The 6094-nt window shown below is 66.3% G+C and carries 4 protein-coding genes; 2 read left to right on the top strand and 2 right to left on the bottom strand.

Annotated elements, in window-relative coordinates; all coding sequences use genetic code 11:
- Positions 1-272: 272 nt before the first annotated feature.
- Both ASD82_RS00145 and ASD82_RS00140 read right to left on the bottom strand, forming a co-directional pair.
- Positions 273-1310 (bottom strand): PHB depolymerase family esterase, encoded by a 1038-nt coding sequence (locus ASD82_RS00145; RefSeq protein WP_157599137.1) that lies wholly within the window; start codon positions 1308-1310, stop codon positions 273-275.
- A gap of 70 nt (positions 1311-1380) precedes the next feature.
- Entirely contained in the window at positions 1381-3666 is a 2286-nt protein-coding gene (locus tag ASD82_RS00140; protein ID WP_056713655.1) for a TonB-dependent receptor, read from the bottom strand.
- Between the two features lie 163 nt (positions 3667-3829).
- Here ASD82_RS00140 and ASD82_RS00135 point away from each other — a divergent pair, with 163 nt between their 5' ends.
- Together ASD82_RS00135 and ASD82_RS00130 are read left to right on the top strand one after the other, a co-directional pair.
- A complete protein-coding gene (locus tag ASD82_RS00135) occupies positions 3830-5227 on the top strand; it encodes a GntP family permease (RefSeq protein ID WP_056713653.1) in 1398 nt (465 codons plus the stop codon).
- A gap of 140 nt (positions 5228-5367) precedes the next feature.
- Complete coding sequence (locus ASD82_RS00130; protein ID WP_056713648.1) at positions 5368-6066, top strand: lipase; 699 nt, start codon at positions 5368-5370, stop codon at positions 6064-6066.
- The last annotated feature ends 28 nt before the right edge of the window (positions 6067-6094 follow it).

The raw sequence follows: 6094 nt of genomic DNA, 5'->3' as shown, positions 1-6094 counted from the left end.
GGGATGTCGGCTCCTTTTCGCCAGGGCAGGATGCCCTGTCGAAAAGCCCGGCCCCGGCTCGCGGACTTTCCGGGCAGGACGCCCGGAAAGCGCGGAAGCGGGGTGGCCTTCTCTTGGGTTACTTTCTCTTGGCCACTCAAGAGAAAGTGACTCGCCCTCCGAAGGAGGACGAAAGCTCTTCGCTCTGAAGCCCATGGCTATGAATAGAGCAGGAGCATTGCACGCAGGGTGTGCTCCTACGACAACCTCGAGGCCATCGGCGTGCGGGGCCATCAATGGCCGGCGGGCAACCCCAACGCCCGTACCGCGTTCACCACCCAGCGCAACTGCACGCCGCGGCGTGTGTCGTAGTCGGCTCCGGAATAACCCCACCAGTCCCAGCATGCTTGCGGATTCAAGGGCGCGAAACTTGCGCGGGTCTGAGGATATAGCACCGCCACGTCGTAGACGTCGGCCCAGCGGTTGAAGCCGGCGTCCTCGACGAAAGCCTTGCCCACCGCATCGGCGTTCTGCTTGCAGCCGTGGAACGCCACCACCACGCCGCAGGACCTGCCGGCGAGACAGGCGGGCGGCAGGTAGACGTAGCCGGTATCGGCCATGAACGCGTCGGCGCCGTCGGGACGCAGCGCGTCCTGGTCGAAGCTGCGCAGCTCGCCCTTGGCCGTGGTCGCGACATGCGCCGGCTGGCCGAACATCTGCGCGAAGATTTCGCCCGCCGCGTCGAAACCGCAGTGGCCGAGGTAAGGCGTCACCGACTTGTCGCAATCGTCGCCGGTGGCCGCCACCGGCAGATTGTGCGCGAACGCGCGCTGGCCATCGTCATGCACCTGCATGCCCCCGAGGCCCGGCATGCCATCGCGCAATTGTTCATAGAAGTGGGCGCCGGCTTCGGCCACGGCCGGTGCCACCAGGGCGTCGTCCCTGCCGTGCAGCAGGTAGACGCGGGCATGCGCCAGGTCCTTCAACGCACCGATCTCGCCGGCGGCAGAACGCTTGCCGGCGCTGGCCACCAGTGCGGCGACATCCGGTGCGGGCACGCCCTTCATGCAACTGCCCAGCGCCACGTCCAGCTTGCCGCCGGCGCAGCCGTAAGGTCCGCCGGCGACCATCGCCGCGTTCGGGAACAGCTCCGGATAGGCCAGTTGCGCCTGGGTGGCCATGTAGGCACCGGAGGAAAGACCGACCACCGCGGTGCGTGCCGGATCGATCTTCAGCTTCGGCAAACTGGCGTCGGGGCTTTTGGCGCAGGCACTGCCGGCGCTGGCCAGCAAGGCCAGCCACAGCACGCGGGTTGTCCAGCGGGTAGTCATCGGTCGCTCCATGGGCTCGATTCGAGGTGGGCTGCGGGGCGGGCATCACCCACCCCGCAGGACGGCCTCGTCAGAAGTTATAGCGCACGTTGGCGTACCAGTTGCGCGGCATGCCGTAGTAAGCGGTGCGGATGTTGCCCACGCTGGAGAACTCCTGTCCGTCGGTCTTGTAAACCTTGTCGCCCAGGTTGCGCACGCCGGTGCGGAACTGCCAGTGGCCATCGGCCGAGTCATAGATGCCGAACAGGCCGGTGACCGAGTAGGCCTTCTGGCTCAAGGCGTCGTAGTTGTCCACACTGAGCCAGGTCTCGCTGCGGTACGACCAGTCGGCGCCGATGGTGATGGCGCTGCCGTTGCTGAGGTTGAACGCATGGGTGGCCGCGACACGCGAGGTCCAGGTCGGCGAGAACGGCACGTGGTCATGCAGGCTGGGGTTGTACAGCGGGTCGCTGGGGTCCAGGCGATGGTCGACGAACTTGGCGTAGCGGGCGTCCAGATAGCCGACCTGGGCCGACAGCCGGGTGCCGTCGTCGAACACGGCGGCGCCCTCGAACTCGAAGCCGTCCATCTTCAGCTTGGCCGCGTTGATCACCGGGAAGGCGAACGTCGGGGTGATCGAGCCGGGGTTCTGCACTTCGGACACGCGGGCCTGGAAGTCGGTGTAGTCACTGTGGAACGCGGCCAGGTTGGCCTGCAGCTTGTTGTCGGCCGAGCGCCATTTGAGGCCCAGTTCGTAGGTCCACACGTACTCGGGGTTGTACTCGGCGGTGCGCGTTTCCGCGGCGGAGTTGGCGCGGCCGTTGAAGCCGCCAGACTTGAAGCCGCGGCTCGCGGAAACATAACCCATGGTCTGCGGGTCGAACTGTTTCTGCAGGCTGAGCGTGGGCGTCCACGCGTTCCAGCGCTTGTCGCCGGTGAAGGCGACGGTCTCGTTGATCGCGGTGAAGGGCTGGCCCCAGAACGTGCTGGTGGTGCGGTCGTAGTCCTTGTGGTCGCTGCTGTAACGCACGCCGGCGGCCAGCGTCCAGCTCGGCACGAACTGCCAGTTCACGTGGGCGAAGCCGGCGTACGTCGTGGTGGTGAGGTCGTCGTCGATGGTGCGCAGGAAGGTGATCGGCGTACCGGCCAGCGCGAACAGGTCGTCGGCGTACGCTTCCTGGTGCGACGGCACGGTCTCGCGCAGGTAATACAAGCCGTAGACCGCCTGCAGGTTGCTGCCGTTGTCGTACTGCAGCTGCAGTTCCTGGCTGGCCTGCTTCTGGTGGAAGTCGACCAGCACGTCGCCCAGCTCGAACTGCGAGGCGTCGATGTCGATGTAGGAGTCGTTGTCGAGCTTGCGGAACGCGCTGATGCTCTTGAGGTTCCACTGCTCGGACAGCTTCCAGTCGAGGCTGAGCGCAGCGCCCTTGTGTTCAAGCTGCTGGCCCTTGTCCGGGCTGAACGAGGTGCGCGTCTTGAAGTCGTACTTCTGGTCCGGAGTCGGGGTGTACAACGCCACCGAACCGAACACCAAGTCGGTGCGTTTCAACGTGGAGACCGGCTGGCCCAAGGTGAGCCCGGTGTCCTGCTTGGTGTAGTCGAGGCTCAGCACGGCATCGAAGTTTTCCGACGGGTGGTAGCGCAGCTTGCCGCGCACCGACTTGGTGTCCTCGTCGTTGTACTTGTGGCCGGTGGAGGGGTCGGTGACGTAGCCGTCGGTCTGCGTGACGCCGCCGGCGATCGACGCCGACCACGCGCCGCCGAGCGGGCCGCCGAGGTAGAACTTGCCTTCGCGCCGGCCATAGTTGCCGAAGCCGGCCTCGACCGAACCCTCGGTGCTGTCGCCCGGGTTCTTCGTCACCACCTTGACCGCGCCGCCGGTGGAGTTCTTGCCGTACAGCGTGCCCTGGGGACCGCGCAGCACCTCGACGCGCTCGACGTCGAACAGGTTGATCAGCCCGCCCTGGATGCGCGAGTAGTAGACGTCGTCGACGTACATGCCCACGCCCGGGTCGAACGTCTGCAGCGCGTCGGGCTGGCCGATGCCGCGGATGAAGATGTTCACCGCCGAGGACGAACCGCGGCCCTGCACGATGTTCATGTTCGGCACCGCGCCCTGCAGGCCGTCGATGCTGTTCGCCTGCAGGTCCTTCATGTCCTCGCCGCTGAACGCGGTGATCGCCACCGGCACCTTTTCCAGCGACTCGTCGCGGCGCCGCGCGCTGACCGTCACTTCCTGCAGCTGCTTGGCGTCGGCCTGCTTCGCTGCCGTGGTTTTCGCGCCGGCATCCTCGTTCGCCTGCTGCGCCTGCAGCGGCGCCACCAGGGCCAGGCCCAGAACCAGACCGATCGCCGAACTCAGATGCGTGCGTTTCATGACGTCCCCTTGCTAGTGAATGCATCGCTCGCGCGAATGCTGATGAGGGGAGCTTAGGTGGGCCTTGCCGCAGCAACACTTGTACCTTCGTACAGTGCCCGCACGGCCAGCGCTTCGGGATACTCGGCGCCTGTCGTTAGGGCTGAAACGGGGAGATTCACGGATGGCGTTCCTGATCGTGCTGGCCGCGCTGTGCTTCCTGATGTTCGCGGCGTACCGCGGCTACAGCGTGATCCTGTTCGCGCCGATCGCTGCGCTGGGCGCGGTGCTGCTGACCGATCCGTCACTGGTCGCGCCGATGTTCACCGGCCTGTTCATGGACAAGATGGTCGGTTTCCTCAAGCTGTATTTCCCGGTGTTCATGCTGGGTGCGGTGTTCGGCAAGCTGATCGAACTGTCCGGCTTTTCCAAATCGATCGTGGCCGCGACCGTCGGCCTGGTCGGGCGCAGCCGCGCGATGCTCTCGATCGTGCTGGTCTGCGCGCTGCTGACCTACGGTGGCGTGTCGCTGTTCGTGGTGGTGTTCGCGGTATACCCGTTTGCGGCGGAACTGTTCCGCCAGTCGGACATCCCCAAGCGACTGATCCCCGGCACCATCGCATTGGGCGCGTTCACTTTCACCATGGATTCGCTGCCGGGCACGCCGCAGATCCAGAACATCATCCCCACCTCGTTTTTCGGCACCAACACCTGGGCCGCGCCGTGGCTGGGAACGATCGGCGGCGTGTTCATCCTGATCGTGGGCCTGAGCTATCTGGACTGGCGTCGACGCAAGGCCGCCGCAGCCGGCGAAGGCTACGGCAACAATCTGCTCAACGAGCCGGAGCCGTTCGAGGCTGCGCGATTGCCGCATCCGCTGATCGCGCTGCTGCCGCTGGTGCTGGTTGGAGTGTGCAACAAGCTGTTCACCGACCTGATCCCGCGCGTCTATGGCGAAACCCAGTCGTTCCTGCCCAGCGTGGTCGGCAACGCGAAGCCGGTGGTGCAGGAGGTGTCCAAGGTCGCCGCGATCTGGGCGGTCGAGGGCGCCTTGCTGGTCGGCATTGCGTGCGTGCTGGTATTCGCCTGGCGCGCGGTGCTGGGGCGACTGGCCGCGGGCAGCCAGGCGGCAGTCGGCGGCGCCTTGCTGGCCTCGATGAACACGGCATCCGAATACGGCTTCGGCGCGGTGATCGCCGCCCTGCCGGGCTTCAAGCTGGTGGCCGATGCGCTGCACACGATCCCGAATCCGCTGGTCAATGAAGCGGTCACCGTCACCGCGCTGGCCGGCATCACCGGCTCGGCCTCCGGCGGCATGAGCATCGCGCTGGGCGCGATGGCCGAAACCTTCATCGCCAACGCGAACGCCGCCGGCATCCCGATGGAAGTGCTGCACCGGGTCGCCGCGATGGCCTCCGGCGGCATGGACACCCTGCCCCACAACGGCGCGGTGATCACCCTGCTGGCGGTGACCGGACTGACCCATCGGCAGGCCTACAAGGACATCTTCGCGATCACCGTGATCAAGACGCTGGCGGTGCTGGTGGTGATCGCGGCGTACTACTTCCTGGGCGTGGTCTAGACCACCACCCGAACGACGTCGCCTCCCCCGACCGGCGTTGCCGGTTGCCGACGCCGACCGATCCGGGGCCGCCTGCATGTGGGGTGGCTCCTTCCGTTCCGCGCGAGCGGGACTGTCGTGAAGCAAGGGAGACATGAGCGATGTCGATCAAGACGTATGGACTGGGCCTGCTGGCCGTGCTGCTGTTCCTGCCCGCGCTGTCTGCGCGGGCCACCTGCCATGACACCGTGGTGCTGGTGCACGGCAATACCGGCAGCCCCGCCGATTTCCAGAACACCTACGACCGGCTGCGCCAGCAGGGCTGGAGCGACGCGCAGATCGTTGCGCCCGCCTGGGGCAACGCCTACTGCGCCGCCTGCAACGACCACAGCGGCAGCGAGGAGACCCCGGTCAGGAACGCGATCAGCAGCGCCATCGCCGGCTCGTGCAGCGGGCATATCGACGTGATCGGCCATTCGATGGGCGTGACCCTGGCGATGCGCGAGATCGACAGGCTCGGCGTGGCCGGCAAGGTCGACGTGTTCATCGGCATCGCCGGCGCGGTGCACGGGCTGTGGTCGTGCGGCATGTATCCATGGAACGTGGCCACCGCCACCTGCGGCTCGTATGGCCTGTCCGTGGGCAGCCCGCTGCTGCAAGGCATGGCCGGGCACCGGTTCGGAGCGCACATGTACTCGATGAAATCGTGGAGCGACGAGATCAACTGCTACGGCAGCTGCCTCGTCTACGGCGTGCACACCTCGACGATCCCCGGCGAGGATTACAGCTTCGACTATCCCTACGGCCACTATCAGCTGCTGTGGCTGACCGCCGCCGACCAGGTGAGTCTGCTGGAATGAGGCACCGGCGGGTGGCCGGCCACGGCCA

The sequence above is a fragment of the Rhodanobacter sp. Root179 genome (assembly GCF_001428465.1).
Taxonomy (GTDB): Bacteria; Pseudomonadota; Gammaproteobacteria; order Xanthomonadales; family Rhodanobacteraceae; genus Rhodanobacter.
The sequence above is the reverse complement of the archived record's forward strand: the minus strand, read 5'-3'. Positions and strand labels throughout refer to the sequence as shown.